Below are 1737 nucleotides of genomic sequence, written 5' to 3' on the forward strand. Positions count from 1 at the left end.
GTATGTTTTTGAACGGTTGGTATTCACTACTACCAAAGCTTTCGGGTCAACCGTTAAAGCACCATTCACATAAGTGATGGTATAGTTGTTTAACCCTGTACCAATTGCAACCGCTGGCACAATCGGGTAAGTGGAACCAGCTACCGTTGCAGTTGCCACTGCTCCTGTACTGCTTAAAGTCACACCGGTAACGGTATTGCCGTTGATCAAACCTGCTGTGGTAAATTCTGTACCTGCAAAAGTTACGGCATCACCATAAGTTTTGGTCCTTGCTGAAGCGGTAATGGTCAGTGTTTTTGCCGTTACCGTCAATACCCCATTCGGGTTGGTAAGGGTATAGTTGGCGAGTTTGCTGTCCGGATCGGCCAAAGTAGCTACGATTGGATAAGTGGTACCTGCAACTGCCGTAGCTGCTGTGCCTGTACTGTTCCTGGTCAAAGTAATGTTATCCCCGTTCTGGATACCGGTGATGCTGCCTGTAAAGTCAGCATTGGCCAATACATCACCATATGCTTTCGAGCGGTCAGTGTTCACCACAACCAAAGCTTTCGGATCAACTGCTAGCGTTTGCGGAACATTTACTGCTGCATTGTAGCTGGCACTTCCTGCCTGGCTCGCCGTAATCACTGTGCTTCCTGCTTTCAGGATCGTCGCTGTATTTCCGGTAATGGAAACTACTGAAGGATCTGTAGCTGTATAGGTCACCGTTAAACCACCTGAGGAATTTGCATTCCCCAGGGTAAATGCGGCATCACCATAAGTTTTTGTGCCAATGGCATTAAAAGTGATCGTCTGATCGGCTTTCGGAACTCCCAAAACATCCGCACTTGCTGCGCTGATGTTACCAGCCTGGTCAATCGCCTGGATCCGGTAATAATAGGTAGTGCCATTGGTTAAACCGGTATGCGTATAGGTTGTAGTTCCTGAAGAAATATCTGTCAAAGTTGTTACCGGGGCAGCTGTGGTTCCCGATAAGATCCGGTATCTGGCCAGGTCTGTCGCCAAACTGGCTGTCCAGTTCAGGACAAGCTGTGTATCGCCTGTTGTTGCAGCCAAACCTGCCGGTGTGGCCGGTGCAGACTGGTCAAAAGTGACCGACCCGGTACCTGTGCTAACCACAGTTCCTGCATTACCAGCCAGATCGCTGAATGCAATGTTATAAGCTACCAAACCTTCTGCATCTCCTGATACAAAAGTATAAGTAGCGGTCCAGTTATTACCTGTAGCAGTTGGAACAACATTATGTCCAGCGATGGTTACTACCGGGGTTTGGATAGTTTTGCTGGAAATAAAAGTAAGTGTAGCAGTATTGCCAACTTTGGCAAGTGTAGTTACCGCATTGTCAGAAACAATATTTACTGCGCTTAACGTAGGGATCGTTTTATCAAAAGTTACAGACCCTGTACCAGCAGTAACTGCTGTACCTGCATTACCAGCCAAATCGCTGAATGCAATGTTGTAAGCAACCAAACCTTCTGTATCACCAGATACAAAAGTATAAGTAGCTGTCCAGTTGTTGCCTGTAGCAATAGGCATTACCGTATGACCCGCAATGGTAACTACCGGTGTTTGGATAGTTTTGCTAGAGATGAAAGTAAGTGTAGCTGTATTGCCAACTTTGGCAAGTGTAGGAACTACGTTATCAGATGCAATATTTACTGCATTTAAAATAGGTGATGCAGTATCTATCGCATAATTATTAGAAGGCGTTGATCCTATACCGGCATTACCTGCCGC

1 protein-coding gene is annotated in these 1737 nt (G+C 46.3%); it reads right to left on the minus strand.

From position 1 onward, the window contains the following. On the minus strand, positions 1-1737 hold a 1737-nt coding region (locus R2Q85_RS24495; protein WP_316814440.1), incomplete at both ends, for a beta strand repeat-containing protein.

It is taken from the genome of Pedobacter heparinus (assembly GCF_032678725.1).
In the GTDB taxonomy this organism is placed as follows: Bacteria; Bacteroidota; Bacteroidia; order Sphingobacteriales; family Sphingobacteriaceae; genus Pedobacter; species Pedobacter heparinus_A.